Source organism: Streptomyces sparsogenes subsp. cuspidosporus (assembly GCF_039532705.1).
In the GTDB taxonomy this organism is placed as follows: Bacteria; Actinomycetota; Actinomycetes; order Streptomycetales; family Streptomycetaceae; genus Streptomyces; species Streptomyces sparsogenes.
Genome location: NZ_BAAASD010000008.1, coordinates 75,434 through 91,474 on the forward strand (window position 1 = coordinate 75,434; position 16,041 = coordinate 91,474).

The 16,041-nt window shown below is 73.7% G+C and carries 15 protein-coding genes; 7 read left to right on the plus strand and 8 right to left on the minus strand.

Annotated elements, in window-relative coordinates; translation table 11 throughout:
- The first annotated feature begins 519 nt into the window (after positions 1 to 519).
- Both ABFY07_RS12750 and ABFY07_RS12755 read left to right on the plus strand, forming a co-directional pair.
- Positions 520 to 1,224 (plus strand): glycoside hydrolase family 11 protein, encoded by a 705-nt coding sequence (locus tag ABFY07_RS12750; protein ID WP_346174598.1) that lies wholly within the window; start codon positions 520 to 522, stop codon positions 1,222 to 1,224.
- 78 nt (positions 1,225 to 1,302) lie between these two features.
- Entirely contained in the window at positions 1,303 to 1,764 is a 462-nt protein-coding gene (locus ABFY07_RS12755; RefSeq protein WP_346174599.1) for an MSMEG_6728 family protein, read from the plus strand.
- Positions 1,765 to 2,044: 280 nt separating this feature from the next.
- On the opposite strand, the gene ABFY07_RS12760 is transcribed toward ABFY07_RS12755, so the two are convergent.
- The 6 genes from ABFY07_RS12760 to ABFY07_RS12785 all read right to left on the minus strand — a co-directional run bounded on the left by ABFY07_RS12760 (position 2,045) and on the right by ABFY07_RS12785 (position 8,355).
- Positions 2,045 to 3,055, minus strand: a complete 1,011-nt coding sequence (locus ABFY07_RS12760) for an aldo/keto reductase (RefSeq protein ID WP_346174600.1) — start codon at positions 3,053 to 3,055, stop codon at positions 2,045 to 2,047.
- 70 nt (positions 3,056 to 3,125) lie between these two features.
- Positions 3,126 to 4,043 carry an ATP-binding cassette domain-containing protein gene (locus ABFY07_RS12765; protein WP_346174601.1) on the minus strand — a complete coding sequence of 306 codons (918 nt, stop codon included), beginning with the start codon at positions 4,041 to 4,043 and terminating at the stop codon, positions 3,126 to 3,128.
- Positions 4,040 to 4,903, minus strand: coding sequence for an ABC transporter ATP-binding protein (locus ABFY07_RS12770; RefSeq protein WP_346174602.1), 864 nt, complete (start codon positions 4,901 to 4,903; stop codon positions 4,040 to 4,042). The genes ABFY07_RS12765 and ABFY07_RS12770 overlap by 4 nt, the downstream gene beginning before the upstream one ends.
- Positions 4,900 to 5,829: an ABC transporter permease gene (locus ABFY07_RS12775; RefSeq protein ID WP_346174603.1), complete on the minus strand. Its 930-nt coding sequence runs from the start codon at positions 5,827 to 5,829 to the stop codon at positions 4,900 to 4,902. Before ABFY07_RS12775 ends, ABFY07_RS12770 begins: the two co-directional genes overlap by 4 nt.
- A gap of 3 nt (positions 5,830 to 5,832) precedes the next feature.
- Positions 5,833 to 6,762 carry an ABC transporter permease gene (locus ABFY07_RS12780; protein ID WP_346174604.1) on the minus strand — a complete coding sequence of 310 codons (930 nt, stop codon included), beginning with the start codon at positions 6,760 to 6,762 and terminating at the stop codon, positions 5,833 to 5,835.
- A gap of 3 nt (positions 6,763 to 6,765) precedes the next feature.
- Positions 6,766 to 8,355, minus strand: a complete 1,590-nt coding sequence (locus tag ABFY07_RS12785; protein ID WP_346174605.1) for an ABC transporter substrate-binding protein — start codon at positions 8,353 to 8,355, stop codon at positions 6,766 to 6,768.
- 235 nt (positions 8,356 to 8,590) lie between these two features.
- Here ABFY07_RS12785 and ABFY07_RS12790 point away from each other — a divergent pair, with 235 nt between their 5' ends.
- The 3 genes from ABFY07_RS12790 to ABFY07_RS12800 all read left to right on the plus strand — a co-directional run bounded on the left by ABFY07_RS12790 (position 8,591) and on the right by ABFY07_RS12800 (position 11,885).
- Positions 8,591 to 10,030, plus strand: a complete 1,440-nt coding sequence (locus tag ABFY07_RS12790; protein ID WP_346174606.1) for a four-carbon acid sugar kinase family protein — start codon at positions 8,591 to 8,593, stop codon at positions 10,028 to 10,030.
- Complete coding sequence (gene pdxA, locus ABFY07_RS12795; protein ID WP_346174607.1) at positions 10,027 to 11,037, plus strand: 4-hydroxythreonine-4-phosphate dehydrogenase PdxA; 1,011 nt, start codon at positions 10,027 to 10,029, stop codon at positions 11,035 to 11,037. Before ABFY07_RS12790 ends, pdxA begins: the two co-directional genes overlap by 4 nt.
- A 71-nt stretch (positions 11,038 to 11,108) precedes the next feature.
- Entirely contained in the window at positions 11,109 to 11,885 is a 777-nt protein-coding gene (locus ABFY07_RS12800; protein WP_346174608.1) for a DeoR/GlpR family DNA-binding transcription regulator, read from the plus strand.
- 697 nt (positions 11,886 to 12,582) lie between these two features.
- Here ABFY07_RS12800 and ABFY07_RS12805 read toward each other — a convergent pair.
- Positions 12,583 to 13,179 carry an HhH-GPD-type base excision DNA repair protein gene (locus ABFY07_RS12805; RefSeq protein ID WP_346174609.1) on the minus strand — a complete coding sequence of 199 codons (597 nt, stop codon included), beginning with the start codon at positions 13,177 to 13,179 and terminating at the stop codon, positions 12,583 to 12,585.
- A 233-nt stretch (positions 13,180 to 13,412) separates the two neighbouring features.
- Between ABFY07_RS12805 and ABFY07_RS12810 the strand changes: the two genes are divergently transcribed.
- The gene (locus ABFY07_RS12810) at positions 13,413 to 14,198 is read left to right on the plus strand and encodes a SigB/SigF/SigG family RNA polymerase sigma factor (RefSeq protein WP_346174610.1); all 786 of its coding nucleotides are present in this window, start codon (positions 13,413 to 13,415) and stop codon (positions 14,196 to 14,198) included.
- A gap of 19 nt (positions 14,199 to 14,217) precedes the next feature.
- Entirely contained in the window at positions 14,218 to 14,904 is a 687-nt protein-coding gene (locus ABFY07_RS12815; protein ID WP_346174611.1) for a dienelactone hydrolase family protein, read from the plus strand.
- Positions 14,905 to 14,945: 41 nt separating this feature from the next.
- Here ABFY07_RS12815 and ABFY07_RS12820 read toward each other — a convergent pair whose 3' ends face one another.
- Positions 14,946 to 16,007, minus strand: coding sequence for an ATP-dependent DNA ligase (locus ABFY07_RS12820; RefSeq protein WP_346174612.1), 1,062 nt, complete (start codon positions 16,005 to 16,007; stop codon positions 14,946 to 14,948).
- Positions 16,008 to 16,041 lie beyond the last annotated feature (34 nt).

Sequence of the window (16,041 nt, forward strand, 5' to 3'; positions counted from 1 at the left end):
CTTCCCGATCGCTGCCAGCACCGTGGAGTCTTCCCGATACCTGACGTACCGCTCTTGATCCGCCACAGGGTCGAGGCTACTCAGGGCGGCTGCGTCTGTCTCAGCTGATTCCCCCGCCGGAATATCTCCGGAAGTTTTCGGAGGCAATGGTCTCGATCTTTGGTTCTGGGGTCGGATTCTCGCCGGGTGATCCTAGAGAGGATCATTCCTCAGGAGGTTTGAGCAGGTCTTTTTTGTTTTCGCGGGGTGTGGGGGGCGGATCGGCTTACCGGAATCCTTGCGGAAACTGTTGACACTCGCCGGAGCCGGACCAACACTGTCCGCATCGCCAGCCACTGCTGTCGAGCCGGGTCACCTCGCGTGGCCCGGTCCTCCGGTCGTCGGGCGCATGTGACGACCGGCTGAGCCCCGCCGCGTTGCACGACGCCGACGCGCGGTCGGCGTCGCCTTGGTCATCGGCAGGTTCGTCGGGTCGTACCACGCTGCCTGGCTTCCTGCCGGCCTTCACAAGGAGGAAGCATGTACGAGGACAACGCCCCCGACCTCTCGCTCAGCCGCAGGAAGTTCCTCGGGCGCGCGGGTGCCCTGGCGGCGGTCACGTCGGGGGTGGTCACGTCGGGGGTGATGCTGCCGGGTGCCGCGTACGCCGACACGACCATCACCACGAATCAGACCGGGACGAACAACGGCTTCTACTACTCGTTCTGGACGGATGGCGGTGGGTCGGTGTCCATGACGCTCGCGGCCGGCGGGAGTTACCGGACCTCGTGGACCAACTGCGGGAACTTCGTCTGCGGTAAGGGCTGGAGCAACGGCGGGCGCAGGAGCGTGAATTACTCGGGGAGCTTCAATCCCTCCGGCAACGGGTATTTGGCGCTCTACGGGTGGACCTCGAATCCGCTCGTGGAGTACTACATCGTCGACAACTGGGGCACGTTCAGGCCCACGGGGGCGTACAAGGGCACCGTCACCAGCGACGGCGGCACGTACGACATGTACCAGACGACGCGCTACAACGCGCCGTCCGTCGAGGGCGTTCGGACGTTCAATCAGTACTGGAGTGTCCGGCAGTCGAAGAAGACCGGCGGGACCATCACCACCGGGAACCATTTCGACGCGTGGGCCCGTTCCGGAATGCCGCTCGGGAGTTTCAAGTACTACATGATCCTGGCCACCGAGGGCTATCAGAGCAGTGGGAATTCGAGTCTGACGGTGAGCGGATGAGGGTTGCGTGAGGCCCAGGCCGCCGGGCGGCTTCGGCGGGCTGGGCCTCACGCGCACCCCGGGGGAAGAATGGTGCATATGCAGACATTCTTGCCGTACCCCGACTTCGGTGAGACGGCCCGGGTGCTGGACGTCCGCCGGCTGGGGAAGCAGCGGGTGGAGGCGCTGCAGGTGCTGCGCGGGTTGACCCGGCCCGGGTACGGGTGGCGGAGGCATCCGGCGGTGCGGATGTGGGCCGGGTACGAGGAGGCCCTGGTGCGGTACGGGCTGGAGGTGTGCCGGCAGTGGTGTCTGAGCGGCCGCGCGGACACGTGCGCCGCCACCCTGCGCGCGGACCTGCGGACGGCCACCGGGGTCGCCGAGCCACGTGGCCAGGAGGTCCTGGCCGAGGTGGGCGAGGTGCCGCCATGGCTGGGGGATCCGGCGTTCCACCGCAGCCACCAGTCGGCGCTGGTGCGGAAGGATCCCGGCCACTACGCCCGGTGTTTCCCCGGCGTGCCGGACGATCTCCCGTATGTGTGGCCCAGCTCGGACCGGTGACGGTGACGGGGAAGCGCTAAGGGGTGTCTCCCCGATCTCTGTGGATCAGCCCGCGGCGTCAGGGGGCACCGCCCAGCGGTAGCTGGGGGAGCGTGCGATCGCAAGGCGGAGGGTCGCCCTCGCGGGGGCACCTCCCAGCGGTAGCTGGGGGCGGGCCTACTCGGGCGGGCCCGACAACGCAGCGAGAGGGGGCACCTCCCAGCGTTAGCTGGGGGAGCGTGCCAGGCGTCGCGGGCCCACAGAGATCGGGGAGACACCCCCCTGGGAAAGGGGCGGCGACTCACCGGTTGTAGGCGGGCATCGGCCCCCGCAGGCGGGCGCCGACCGCGTCGCAGGCCGCGACCACGTCGGCCGGCAGCGGTCCCGCCTCGGCCGCCGCCACATTGGCCCGCAGATGCTCGACGCGCGAGCCGCCGAGCAGCAGCGCGTCCACCCCCTCGCGGCCGAGCAGCCACCGCAGCGACAGTTCGACGAGCCCGAGGCCCGCGCCCTCGGCGATCCTCGCCAGGTCCTGGACGGCCTCGAAGAGCCGCGGGTCCCAGTACCGCTGCCGGTACATCCCGGCCAGCCTCGAGTCGCCGAAACGGCCCGACTCGGGCGTCTCGGCGAAGACGTGGCGCCCGGTCAGCAGGCCGCCGCCGAGCGGGTTGTAGACCATGGTGCGCAGCCCGCTGGTGGCCGCGTACTCGAGGTACTCCTCCTCCACCCGCCGGGCCAGCAGGTTGTAGAGCTGCTGGGCGACCACCGGCCGCGGCGCGCCCACCCGCTCCGCGGCGCGGTCGACCTCCGCGATCTGCCAGGCGGCGTAGTTGGACACGCCCAGCGCCAGGACCTTGCCCTCGGCGACCAGCTCGGCGACGGTGCCCAGGGTCTCCTCCAGCGGGGCGGACCGGTCGGGCTGGTGGAGGTAGAAGAGGTCGACGTGGCCGGTGTTCAGACGGCGCAGGCTGCCTTCGAGTGCCGCCCGCAGGCCGCGCGCGGACAGCGGGGAGTGGTCGCCGTGGTCGGGGTGGGGCATTCCCGCCTTGGTGGCCAGCACGATCCGCTCCCGGCGGCCGGGCAGCAGCTCGGCCAGGATCTCCTCGGTGGCCCCGCCGGCGTAGGCGTTGGCGGTGTCCACGCCGGTCACCCCGGCGTCGAGCGCCGCGTCCAGCATCGCGGCGGCACCGGCCCGGTCGACGGTGTCGCCGAAGGTCATGGTGCCCAGGACCAGGCGCGAGAGCGGCACGGGTACGCCGGGCAGCTCCACCGCGCCGGGCGAGGCGTGGGGGGTGGTGTCGGGGTGCGTCATCAGGGGGTGGCTCCTTCGGCCGGCGCCCCGGCGCGCCTGTCGCGCCGGGGCCGCGGATGGGGATGGTGGGTCAGGACGGGGTGGCCGGCTCCGGCGACCCCGCCGGGTCGGACGATCCCGCCGGTTCGGGCGTCCCCGCCACCTCGGGCGACACCGCCGCCTCCGCCGAGGCGGTGGCGATCGCGGAGACCACGGCGCGCGGTTTGCGCCCCCGCATCGTGGTGGGGTCGAGGGCGGCGCGGCGCAGCGCCCGGGTGTACGGCTCGGCGGGCGCGGCGAGGACCGCCTGAGTGGCGCCGGCCTCGACGACGCGCCCGCCGCGCATCACCACGACATCGGAGCTGATCTCGCGGACCACTCCGAGGTTGTGGGAGATGACGATGTAGGCGAGTTGCCGCTCGGTGCGCAGGTCCCGCAGGAGTTGGAGCACCTGTGCCTGGACGGAGACGTCCAGCGCGGAGGTGGCCTCGTCGCAGACCAGCAGTTCGGGGTCGCTGGCCAGGGCGCGGGCGATGCCGATGCGCTGCCGCTGCCCGCCGGAGAACTCGGCGGGGCGGCGGTGGAGCGCGCCGGCGGGCAGGCCCACCTGGTCGATCAGCTCGGCGGCCCGGCGGGCCCGCTCGGCCTTGGAGGTGACGCCGGCCAGCCGCAGCGGCTCGGCCACGGTCTCCTCGGCGGTCAGGTGGGGGTCCAGGGAGCCGTACGGGTCCTGGAAGACCATCTGCACCCGGCGGCGCAGCGGGCGCAGCCGCCGCTCCGGGAGGGTGGCGATGTCGGTGCCGTCGAGCAGGATGCGGCCCGCCGTGGGGCGCAGCAGCCGTACGAGGGAGCGGGCGATGGTGGACTTGCCGCAGCCGGACTCGCCGACGATGGCCAGCGACCCGCCGCGTTCGACGGTGAAGCCGACGCCGTCCACGGCGCGGAACGTACCCCCCGGGACGGGGTATTCGACGACGAGGCCCTCGACGGCCAGCAGTGGGGTGGTCACAGCGTCTCCCGGTGTGCGGTGGCGGGGGCCGCCGGGCGGGTGGTCTCGTCCCAGGGGCCGAGGGTGGGGACGGCGGCGAGCAGGCCGCGGGTGTAGGGGTCGGCGGGGTGGTCGACGATCCGCTCGACGGGGCCGGACTCGACGAACCGGCCGCCGCGCATGACGTGGATGCGGTCGGACACCAGCCGGGCCACGCCCAGGTCATGGGTGATCATCAGGATGCCGATGCCGGTGCGCTCCTGCAGCTCCATCAGCAGGTCGAGGACGCCGGCCTGGACGGTGACGTCCAGGGCCGAGGTGGGCTCGTCGGCGACGAGCAGCTCGGGCTCGGCGGCCAGGGCGATGGCGATGAGGACGCGCTGCAGCATGCCGCCGGAGAACTGGTGCGGGTAGGCGCCCCAGCGGGTCTCGGGGCGTGGGATCCGCACCCGGCCGAGGAGTTCGATGCCGCGGGCGCGCGCGTCGGCCTTGGACAGGCCGGGGTGGCGCAGCCGCAGCGCCTCGCCGAGCTGGTGGCCGATGGTGTGCACGGGGCTGAGCGCGGTCATGGGGTCCTGCGGGATGAGGGAGACCCCGCGGCCGCGGATCCGCCGTATCGCCTTGGGGTCGGCGATGATGTCGCGGCCGAGCACCCGGGCGGTGCCCGACAGCACGGCCAGCCCCTCGGGCAGCAGGCGCAGCAGACCCATGGCGGTGGTGGACTTGCCGGAGCCGGACTCGCCGATGAGGGTGACCGTCTCGCCGGGGGCGATGGTGAAGCCGACCCCGTCGACGGCGCGGACCACGCCGCGCTCGGTGATCAGCTCGATCTGCAGGTCCTCGACCTCCAGCAGGGGGGCCGTCTCGCTGGGCCGGCTCATGAGGAGGCCTCCGTGACGCGTCGGCGGGTACGGTCGCGCAGACCGTCGCCCAGCAGGTTGACCCCGACCACCAGGAGGACGATGACCAGGCCGGGGAGGGTCACCAGCCACCAGGAGGTGGTGATGTAGTCCTGGCCGTCGGAGATGATCCGCCCCCAGGTGGCGAACGGCCGCTGGGGACCGGCGCCGAGGTAGCTGAGCGCGCTCTCCAGCAGCACCGCCTGGGCGAGCAGCAGCAGGACGACCAGGGAGGCCTGGCGGACGATGTTGGGGATGACGTGGCGGGCCAGGATGGCGGCCTGGCGCAGTCCGAGCACCCGGGCGGCGGCGACGTACGGCTTCTCCCGCTCGACGAGGACGAGCGACCGGGTGAGCCGGGCCACCTCGGGCCACTGGGCGACCGCGATCACGCAGGTGATGACGGTGACGGAGGGGCCGAAGAGGGCGACGACGAGCAGCAGCATCATCAGCAGCGGCAGCGACATCTGGGCCTCGAGCAGCCGGGAGACGACGGTGTCGATCCAGCGGCCGAAGTATCCGGCGGCGGCGCCGGCGACGATTCCGATGAGGCCGGAGACGACGACCGCCAGCACGCCGATGGACAGCGACACCTGGCCGCCGTGCAGCACCCGGGAGAGCAGGTCGCGGCCGAGCTGGTCGGTGCCGAGGAGGTGGCCGTCGGTGAGCGGCGGCAGCCGGCGCTTGGAGAGGTCCTGGTCGTTCGCCCCGGGCAGGGGCAGCACCTGGGCGAGGGCGACGGGGACCACGACCAGCAGGGTGCACACGGCGCCGGCCCACAGTTTGAGGCTCGCGCTGCGGCGGCGCCGGGTGGCGGTGGCGCGGGCCACGTCCTTCGCGGTGACCGCGCTCGGGCGGGGGCGAGGGGCCGTCCCGGCCGGGGCCGGGGGTTCGAGGGCGCCTTTCATGTCTCAGGCCGCCTTTCCCAGGCGTACCCGCGGGTCGAGCAGCGGGTAGGCCAGGTCGATGAGGAGTTGGACGAGGACCGCCAGCGCGGCGGTGACCAGGACGGTGGCCTGGATGAGCGGGTAGTCCCGGGTCTCCAGGGCGCGGACGACCAGGGAGCCGACGCCGGGCCAGCCGAAGACCACCTCGACCACCACCACGCCGTTGAGCATCGCCGCGAACCGGGTGCCGAGCGCGGTCAGCACCGGGATGGCGGAGTTGCCCAGGGCGTAGCGCCAGGTCAGAGCGCGTTCCGAGACGCCGTGGGAGCGGGCGACGGTGATGTACGGGGAGGCCAGGGCCGCGACCATCTCGCGGCGCACCAGCCGGGAGATGAGCGCCATCTGGAGGACGGCCACGGTGACGGTGGGCAGGACCAGGCCGCCCCAGGTGGTGAACCCGGAGGCGGGCAGCACCGGCACCAGCACGGCGAAGACGGTCAGCAGCATGACGCCGATCCAGAAGTCCGGCATGGACTGTCCGGCGATGGTGAGGACGTTGGCGCCCAGTTCGCGCTTGGTGTCGGCGCGGCGGGCCATCCACACGCCGAGCGGTACGGCGACGAGCGCGGTGAGGGCGATCGCGGCGGCGGAGAGGGTGATGGTGTAGGGCACCCGGTCGAGCACCACGTCGAAGGCGGGGGCGTGGAAGGAGTAGCTGGTGCCGAGGTCGCCGGTGAACAGGTCGCGCAGGAAGACCCAGTACTGCGTCAGCAGGCTGTCGTCGAGGCCGAACTGTTCGCGGATGCGGGCCAGGTCCTCGCTGGTCGGGTTGGGGCCGGCCAGGGCCGCGGCGGGGTCGCCGGGGGCCATGCGCACCAGCACGAAGACGGTGGACAGGGTCAGGAAGACGGTCAGGACGCTCTGGCCGAGGCGGCGGAGGAGATAGCGGATCACGGCTCAGCCCTCCAGGCGCACGGCGGCGAGGTCGTAGGAGTTGACCTGCAGGAGCCGCACGTCCTTGACGCGGGTGCGGCGGGCCAGCACCACGTTGGGGATGAAGGCCCACAGGCAGGGTCGGGTGTCCCAGATCGCCTTCTGGACGGCGGCGAGCTTCTTGTTCCGGGTCTTCTCGTCGCTCTCGGCGGAGGCGTCGGCCAGGCGGGCCGCGATCTCGGGGAAGACATAGCCCTGGTAGGTGTCCCGGGTCTTCTCCTTCTCCGGTGTCCCGCCGTACATGCCCTGGAGGCTGGTGCTGGCGTGGCCGGTGGGCACCGAGTAGCCGTTGCCGAGGACGTCCCAGTCGCCGCGGCGGCCCTGGCGCCACTGGAGGATGTCGCCGCCCGGCTGGAACTGCTGCAGGCTGGCGCGGACGCCGACGGCCCGCAGCATCTCCAGGACGGCCTCCATCACCGAGGTGTCCGCGGGGAACTCCCCCGACTCCCAGATGATCTTCACCTTCAGGTCGCCGGCGCCCAGGGCGGCCAGCTTCTTGCGGGCCTTGCCTGGGTCGTAGACGTAGGACCCGGTGCGCACCGCGCCCCGCAGGGCCAGCGGCACCACGCCCTCGGCCTGCTGGGCGGAGCCGGTGAGCACATCCCGCACCAGGGCCTCGCCGTCGATGGCGTAGCTGAGCGCCTCGCGCACCCGCGGGTCCGCCAGGGGATGCCCGCGGGGTTTGCGGAAGTTGAAGAACAGCTGGTTGACCCGGGTGCCCGAGGTGCGCTCCAGCCGCACGCCGGGCAGCCCGCGCAGCTGCTCCGCGGAGTCGGGGGTGATGGTGTCGATCACGTCCAGCTCGCCGCTGCGCACCGCGACGACGCGGCTGGACTCCTCGGGGACGAAGCGCACCCGCACCTTCTCGATGGCGGGGCGCCGCCCCCAGTACTCGGGGTTGACGGCCAGGGAGTACTCGCCGGTGCCGGAGTTCGCCGAGGTGACGACGTACGGGCCCGAGCCCACCCCGCCGGACAGCTCCTCGGGGCGGTTCTTGGCGGCCGGGCTGATGAGGATGTTGGCCATCAGCTGGTCGAGGATCGGCACCGGGTGTTCGGTGCGCAGGTGGAAGGTGCGCTCGTCGACCTTCTCGACGGTGGGCAGTTCGGGGAAGAGGCCGATCAGGAAGGAGCCGTTGACGCCCGCGTACATCTTCAGGGCGGTGGCCACGTCCTTGACGGTGACCGGGGTGCCGTCGGAGTAGCGCACGCCGTTCCGCAGCCGCACCGTCCAGCGGGTGGGCTCGGTCATCTCGAAGCGGTCGGCGAGCACCAGCTCGGTGGTGAGGCCCCGCCCGATGCGGGTGAGCGCCTGCCGTACGGCGCGCTGCACCGTGACCGCCGCGTCGAACTGGTTGAGCTTGTTGTCGAGGCTGACCAGGGAGCGGTTCAGCCCCAGGCTGATGGTGCCGGGGCCGGGGGCACCGGTGGGGCCCGCGCAGCCGGCCAGGGGGCCGAGCGCGAGGCCCGCGGTGGCGCCCGCGCCCAGGCGCAGCACGGTCCGCCGACTGGGGGCGGTCAGGCCGGTTGGGAAACCGGATGGGTTACGGGTCATCGTCGACCTCTCGGCATTTCAGGCGAGCGACCGGCTCGCTCGACCCGCCCCGGGTCGCCTCCGGGCGGGTCACAGTGTCGCGGCGGTCACCGTGACATGGATGCGCGTTTCACGCAATACCTCTCGCACACTTCGCGCAGAGTGTGTCATCATCGGGACCGCCGGGGCGATGCGGTCGGCCGCCTCGCGCTTCCGTGCCGTTCCCCGCAGGTCCAGGTCGTTCGAGGAGGTACCGGTGGAACCGACGCCCAGTCGGCGGCTGCTCGCCGTCGCGGACGACCTGTCCGGCGCGGCCGAGACGGCCGCGGGGCTCGCATCGCGCACAACGCGCAGTCGTGTGGTGCTGGTTGGGACCGCGGCGGCCCCCCGCCACCCGGGCGAGGCGACCGTGCTGGACCTGGACTCGCGCCAGCTCTCCGCCGCCGAGGCAGCGCGGGCGGTCAGCGCCGCGCTGGCCCTGTCGCCCTCGGGCGACACCCTGGTCCTGAAGAAGATCGACTCACTGCTGCGGGGCAATATCGCCGCCGAGGTGGCCGCCCTCGCCGCGGGCGGAGCGGGCGTGGTCGTAGCCCCCGCGCTGCCCGCCGCCGGCCGCGCGGTGCGCGGCGGCGTCGTGCACCTGGGTGCCACCCCGCTGCACCGCACCGACGCCTGGCGCGCCGAGCCGGGGCCCCCGCCCCGCTCGGTGCCGGACGCTCTCGGCCCGGCCCGCACCGCCCTCATACCGCTCACTGCCGTACGGGCCTCCCGGCGCACGCTGCTGTCCGCGCTGCGGGCCGCACTGGCCGAGGGGCGCGTCGCCGTCTGCGACGCGGAGACCGACGCGGACCTGGACGCGGTCGTCGAGGCGGCGCTGGCCGACGGGCCCGGCACCCGCCTGGTCGGCTCCGGCGGCCTGGCCGCGGCGCTCGGCCGCCATCTGGCGGCCGGCGAGCCGCCGGCCCCTGCCCGGGCGGTCTTCGAGGCCGAGACATCAGCGGCCGACGCGGTGTGGGGGAAGACGCCAACCACACAGACAACGCAGCCAGCACAGACAGCGCAGGCAACGCGGACAACGCGGCGAGGTGCCGTGGCCGGCGTCGCGGGCCCGGGAAGATCGCCCGGACAGGGCCCAGCGGACGCCGGGCCCCCGTCCCCCGCCCCGGCGGCGGCCGGCCCCCGGCCGCTGCTGGTCGTGGTCGGCACGGCCGAACCCTCGGCGGCCGAGCAGATCCGGCGGCTGGCCGCCGACGGCGCCACCGTGGTGCGGCTGCCGGCCCGCGAGCTGTGCGCGGACGACCCCTCCGCACCCGCCGCGCGGCCGCTGCCGCCGCTGGGCGACGGGGTGACCGTCGTCGCCCCGGAGCCGGCCACCGCCGGCCCGCCCCCGGACGGCGTGACGCCCAGGCGGCTGGTGCGCGGGCTCGCCCGCGCCGTCGCCGCCGCCGTCGCCCGCCGCGACGGGGCCGTCGATCTGGTCCTGACCGGTGGGGAGACCGCCCGCAGGGTGCTGGACGCGCTCGGCGTCGCCGAACTCCACCCCGTCGGCCAGGTGCACCACGGCGCCGTCCACCTCCGTACCCCCGACGGGCGATCCGTCGTCACCCGCCCGGGCAGCTTCGGCGACGCCGACTCACTGCGGCAGATCGTCCAGGCACTGCGCCCCCACCCGACCCAACGGAAGGTCCGTCCATGAACGCACCGCCCACCCTCCCCCTCATCGCCGTCACCATGGGCGACGGCGCCGGCATCGGGCCGGAGGTGATCGTCCCCGCGCTGCTCGACCAGGACACGCTGCGCCGCTGCCGCCCGGTGGTCATCGGGGACGCGGAGCGGCTGCGCCAGGCCGCCCGGCTGGGGGACCTCGACTGCGAGATCGTGCCCGTCTCCGGGCCGGAGCAGGCAGAGTTCACCCCGGGCCGGATCAATGTGATCGACCTGGGCCTGCTCCCCGCCGACCTGCCCTGGGGCCGGCTGTCCGCGGTGGCCGGCGACGCCGCGTACCAGTACGTGCGGGTGGCCGCCGAACTGGCCATGAGCGGCGCGGTGCAGGGCATCTGCACCGCGCCCCTGAACAAGGAGGCCCTGCACGCGGGCGGCCACCTCTTCCCCGGGCACACCGAACTCCTCGCCCACCTCACCGGCGTCGACGAGGTGTCGATGATGCTGGCCACCCCAACGGTCAAGGTCATCCACGTCACCACCCACATCGGCCTGATCGACGCGGTGAACCGGATCGAGCCCGGTCTGGTCGAGCGCACCGTGCGCCGCGGCCACGAGGCGATGGTCCGCGCCGGCACCCCGCGGCCGGTGATCGGGGTGTGCGGCATCAACCCGCACGCCGGGGAGAACGGCCTGTTCGGCTACGGCGAGGAGGAGGAGAAGATCGTCCCCGCGCTGGAGGTGCTGCGCGCCGAGGGCATCGACGCCCGCGGCCCGCTCCCCGCCGACACCGCCTTCTTCCTGGCCGGCCGCGGCGACTACGACCTGATCGTGGCCATGTACCACGACCAGGGGCACGGCCCGGTCAAGGTGCTCGGCCTGGAGGCCGGGGTCAATCTGACCGTCGGACTGCCCGTCATCCGCACCTCCGTGGACCACGGCACCGCTTTCGACATCGCCGGTACCGGAAAGGCGGACCCCGGTAGCATGATCGAGGCCCTGCGGCAGGCGGCCGAGATGTCCTCGGCCCCGGCCCGGTGACGCGAGGACGCCCCGATGACGCGAGGACGCCCGGTGACGCGAGGACCAGAAGGACGAGTGACGAGTTGACGATGCCTGCCCAGGGAGCGCGGGGCCGCCGCGACCAGATCGTCCACCTCGCCACCACCACCGGCCTGGCCAGCGTGGAGGAGCTGTCCCGCACCTTCGGCGTCACGGCCTCCACCATCCGCCGCGACCTCGCCCAGCTGACCGCCGCCGGGCGCCTGGCGCGCACGTACGGCGGGGCGATGGCGCTGGTGGCACACCCCGAGGCGTCGCTGCGCCAGCGCACCGGCGAGGCGTTCGACGCCAAGCGCGCCATCGCCCGGTGGGCCGCGAGCCGGGTCGGTACGGGCGAGACAGTCCTGCTCGACGCGGGCTCGACCGTCGGCGCGCTGGCCCACGAGCTGCGCGCGGCCGAGGATCTGACGGTCGCCACGACCGGGCTCACCGCGCTGCAGGAGCTGGCCGACGCGGAGGGCGTCCGCGTGGAGTGCCTCGGCGGCACCCTGCGCCCGCTGAGCCAGAGCTTCGTCGGCCCGCTCGCCGAGGCCGCGCTGGAGCGGATGACCTTCGACCGGGTCTTCCTGGGCGCGGACGGCGTGACCGCCCGCTACGGCCTGTGCGAGGCGGACTTGCGCCAGACCCGCCTCAAGGAGCTGATGGCCCGCCGGGCCGACGCCGTCTATGTGCTGGCCCACTCGGCGAAGATCGGCCGCCGCCCCTTCCACACCTGGGTCCAGCCGCCGCCGGGGTGGACGCTGGTCACGGACGGCACGGCGGACCAGGACGAGGTGCGGGCGCTGCGGGCGGCGGGGGTCGAGGTCGTGCTCGTCGACGGCGGGTGAGCGCACGGCGGGTGAGGGCACGGCGGGTGAGGGCGGTGGGCGAGGCCCGGCGGATAGGATGAGGGCGAGGAAGATCCGGAGTTTTGGAATCCGGATGAGGGAAGCGTCGCGGGGCGCGCCGACGCCCGTGACGCCGCTCCCGTCGGCCGGCCTGAGTTTTCCCGCGATCCGGCGGGGGGAGGCGTGGACGGGGGACGGCGGGGCACTCGCGTCGCGATGGATGAGTGGCCGTCGCACGACTTTTGGAGGTCACCGTGACACGGCAGGCCGATCCCCGGCACCTCTCCCCCGACGACCGCGACCCAGCGCCGCCGTCGCCGACCCCGTCGCCCGGTCCGGGTGGACCGGAGCCGGGTCCCGCGCCGGGACCGGAGCCCGGGCCGTCACCCGGCCCGCCGCCGGACCCCGCGCCCAGCCCCCCGCCGGGCCCGCCCGCCGCCCCCGCGCCGGGGCCGGTGCCGGGCCCGCCCCCGCACCCGGTGCCCCAGCCGCCCGGCCCGGACCCGGTCCCGGAGCCCTCCCCCGCCCCGGGGCCGCTCACCCGGGAGTCCGGCCCGGGGGCGACCGGCTGAGCCACGGCATGGCCGGCTGAAGCCACGGAGCACGGCCGGCTGAGCCACGGCATGCCCGGCATACCACGCCACCGAGGCCAGGCGGGCGGCGGCCGGGGCGGCGGCGCCCGTCAGGACGGCGCCCGTCAGGACGTGGGCCGCTTGGCCGCCGCCTTGGCGGCCCGCTTGGCCTGTTGCTTGTAGGCGCGGACCTTGTCCAGCGACTCGGGCCCCGTGATGTCGGCGACCGAGCGGTACGAACCCTCCTCGCCGTAGGGGCCCGCCGCCTCCCGCCACCCCTCGGGCCGCACCCCGAACTGCTTGCCCAGCAGCGCCAGGAAGATCTGCGCCTTCTGCCTGCCGAAGCCCGGCAGCGCGTTCAGCCGGGCAAGCAGCTCCCTGCCGGTGGCGACATCCCGCCACAGGGCGGCCGCGTCCCCGTCGTAGTGGTCCACCAGGTACCGGCAGAGCTGCTGCACCCGCTTGGCCATCGACCCCGGATAGCGGTGCACGGCGGGCTTGGCCGACAGCACCTCGGCGAACCGCTCCGGGTCCCAGGCGGCGATCTCCCGCGCGTCCAGGTCCTCGCCGCCCATGCGCCGGGCGATCGTGTACGGCCCGGAGAACGCCCATTCCATGGGCACCTGCTGGTCGAGCAGCATGCCGGTCAGCGCGGCCAGGGGGCTGCGCGCGAGCAGCGCGTCGGCCTCGGGCCGCTGGGCGAGGCAGAGGGCGATGTCCATCGCGCCCGAATACCCCGCGCGGCGCGGCCGAATCAGCCTCCCCCCGCCCGGGTTCCCCCGCCCGGGGGACGATCCGGAGCCAATTCGGCCGAATTGCGAGGCATTCGGGACCATGCGAGTCTGGTGGCGATCGTGAATTGGATCAACCAGAGGGAGGGCCGGGAAGAGCGGGACATTAGCGCATCGATGTGCCGCGGGCAGGATGTGACATCGGACCACGGAGACGAGTGACCATGTCAGCAACCGCGACTCGCCACCGGCGCCATGACGATACTCCCGACACCGACGGCGATTTCCTTCGCCTTTCCCGATTGCCGTCGGGGCCGGAGCGCGACGCCCTGCGTGAGGCGATCATCTGCGCCTGGCTACCCGTGGCGAAACGCCTGGCGCTGCGTTTCCGCAACAAAGGCGAGAATATGGAGGACCTCACCCAGGTCGCCTCCCTCGCCCTGGTCAAGGCGGTCGACCGCTACGATCCCGGCCTCGGTCACGCGTTTCCCTCGTATGCGATCCCGGTCATCACCGGCGAACTCAAGCGGCATTTCCGCGACTATCTGTGGACGCTGCACGTCCCCCGGAACATTCAGGAAGTCCGCTCCCGCACCCGCTCGGCCCGCGACGCCCTCGAACAGGAACTCGGCGGCCGCACCCCCACCATCACCGAGATATCCACGCGCACCGGAATGCCCCAGGAAGACGTGAAAGCGGGCCTGGAGGCCAGCGCCTCGTGCACCCCGCTGTCGCTCAACGCCGCGGTCCAGGGCGCGGAGGAACGGCTGCTCGCGGAGACGGTGGGCGCGGACGACGCGGCGATCGAGCGCGTCGTCAACCGGGAGGCGCTGCGGGCGCTCATCACCCACCTTTCGGAACAGGACCGGTACGTCCTGTATCTGCGGTTCTTCGTCGGCCTCTCACAGAGCCAGATCGGCGAAATCCTCGGCTTCTCGCAAATGCACATATCCCGCAGGCTCTCCCGGCTGTACAGCGAATTGAGGCAGGGCCTCCTGGCCCACGTCTGAGCCGCGCAGGAGGTGGCCCATGGTCTCGGCATCGGAGACGGCCCGCATCGCCGCCGACGGCGCGCTGCTGGTGGGCGACCTGGTGGTGCCCCGGGGGGCGCGCGGCGCGGTGGCCTTCGCGCACGGCAGCGGGAGTTCCCGGCACAGCCCGCGCAACCGCGCGGTGGCCGAGGTGCTGCAGCGGGCGGGGCTGGGGACGCTGCTGTTCGACCTGCTCACCGTCGAGGAGGAGCGGGTGGACGCGATCACCGCCGAGCACCGCTTCGACATCCCCCTGCTGGGCCGGCGCCTGGTGGCGGCGGTGGACTGGCTGGGCGGGCACCCGGCGACCGCGGCGCTGCCGGTCGGGCTGTTCGGCGCCAGCACGGGCGCGGCGGCCGCGCTGGTGGCCGCCGCGGAGCGGCCGGACCGGGTGCGGGCGGTGGTCTCCCGCGGCGGCCGCCCCGATCTGGCGGGCGGCGCGCTCTCCCGGGTCCGGGCGCCGGTGCTGCTGGTGGTGGGCGGCGACGACCGCGAGGTGCTGCGGCTCAACGAGCAGGCCGCCGCGATGCTCACGGCGCCCCACGCCGTCCATGTGGTGCCCGGCGCGACCCATCTGTTCGAGGAGCCGGGGACCCTGGAGCAGGCGGCCGAGGCGGCCCGCGACTGGTTCCTGGACATGACCGCGGCCCCCGCGGCGGGCCCGGGCGGCTCCCGCCGCCGTTAGCGGCCGACTCCGCCGTCGGCGGGCCAGGAGCCGTCGGCGGGTCAGGAGCCCAGCACCTCCCCGAGGTCGTAGCACACCGGCTCCTCCAACTGGGCGTAGGTGCACTCGCGCGGCTCGCGGTCGGGCCGCCAGCGGCGGAACCGGGCCGTGTGGCGGAAGCGGTCGCCCTGCATGTGGTCGTACGCCACCTCGCACACCCGCTCCGGCCGCAGCGGCACCCAGGACAGGTCCTTGAGCCCGCTCCAGCGGCTGGGCGCGCCGGGCATGCGGTCGCGCGCCTGCGCCTCCTCGCTGGCCCAGTCGGCCCACGGGTGCCCCTCGGCCGACTCCATCCGCAGCGGCTCCAGCTCGGCCATGAGCTCCTGCCTGCGCCGCATGGAGAAGGCGCCGCACACCCCGACGTGCTGGAGCCGCCCGGCGGCGTTGTACAGGCCCAGCAGCAGCGAGCCGACGACCGGACCGGACTTGTGCGCCCGCAGGCCCGCCACCACGCAGTCCGCGGTCCGCTCGTGCTTGACCTTGACCATGACCCGCTCCCCCGGCCGGTAGCCGAGGTCGGGGCGTTTGGCGACGACGCCGTCCAGGCCCGCGCCCTCGAACTGCCGGAACCACCGCTCGGCGAGTTCCAGGTCGTCGGTCCACGGGGCGGTGAACACCGGGTCGGCGGCCGCGCGCAGCGCTTCGGCCAGCGCGTCCTGCCGCTGCCGCAGGGGCGTGTCCATGAGGGACTGGTCGTCCAGCGCGAGCAGGTCGAAGGCCACGTAGCTCGCCGGGGTGACCTCGGCGAGGTGCCGCACCCGTGAGTCGGCGGGGTGGATGCGCTCCAGGAGCGCGTCGAAGTCCAGGCGGCCCCCGCGCGCGATGACGATCTCGCCGTCGAGCACGCAGCGCGGCGGCACATTGGCCAGGAGGGCGCCGACCAGCTCCGGGAAGTAGCGGGTCAGCGGCTTGCCCGAGCGGCTGACCAGCTCGGCCTCGTCCCCGTCGCGGAAGACCAGGGCGCGGAAGCCGTCCCACTTCGCCTCGTACCGCATGTCCGGCGGAATGGCGGCCGCCGGCTTGGCGAGCATCGGCTCCACGGGCGGCATGACCGGAAGGTCCATGCCCCGATTGTCCGTCCCCGCCGGGCCGCGCGCC